Source organism: Mycobacterium sp. E342, from assembly GCF_001667665.1.
Taxonomy (GTDB): Bacteria; Actinomycetota; Actinomycetes; order Mycobacteriales; family Mycobacteriaceae; genus Mycobacterium.
Map to the genome: position 1 here is coordinate 1 of NZ_LZJM01000092.1, position 845 is coordinate 845.

At 65.8% G+C, this 845-nt stretch carries 1 protein-coding gene; it reads left to right on the forward strand.

Annotation, left to right across the window (positions count from 1 at the left end; genetic code table 11):
- Positions 1 to 845: condensation domain-containing protein (locus tag A5692_RS06110; protein WP_231984211.1), on the forward strand; the 845-nt coding region annotated here is incomplete at both ends.

The window sequence follows — 845 nt, forward strand, 5'->3', positions numbered from 1 at the left end:
GGGTATCGCATCGAATTGGGTGAAATCCGCACCGCCCTGGCCAATGTGGATGGGGTGGATCAGGCGGTGGTGATTGCCCGCGAGGACCACCCCGGCGATAAGCGCCTGATCGGCTATGTCACGCAATCCGGTTCGGGGATCGTGGATCCGGTCGCGATCCGCAGCCAGCTCGCGGATCGGCTGCCCGCCTATATGGTGCCGGCCGCGATTGTGGTGCTCGACGCTCTGCCGTTGACGGTCAATGGCAAGCTCGACACCCGCGCCCTACCCGCCCCCGACTACACCGGTGCTCCTTATCGCGCCCCGGCCAGTCTGGCCGAGGAGATGTTGGCGGGCATTTATGCGCAAGTCCTTGGGCTGGAGCGGGTGGGGGTGGAGGACTCGTTTTTCGAGTTGGGTGGGGATTCGTTGTCGGCGATGCGGCTGATCGCCGCCATCAACAATTCTTTGGATGCTGACTTGTCGGTGCGGGCGGTGTTTGAGGCGCCCACCATCGCCCAGCTAGCACCCCGCATCCACGCCAACGCCGGGGGTGGGCTGGCCCCGCTGACGGCCCAGCAGCGGCCCGCGGTGGTGCCGTTGTCGTTTGCCCAATCCCGGTTGTGGTTTATCGACCAGTTACTGGGCCGGTCTGCGGTTTACAACATGCCCATCGCGGTGCGCCTGACGGGGCCACTCGACGTGGAGGCCCTGGCGGCCGCGCTGACCGATGTGGTGGCCCGCCATGAAAGCCTGCGCACGGTGTTCCCCACGGTTGATGGGATCCCTCACCAGCAGGTGGTGCCGGTTGAGGGGGTCGAGTTCGGCTGGGCGGTGATCGATGCCGGTGAGTGGACGCACGAGAT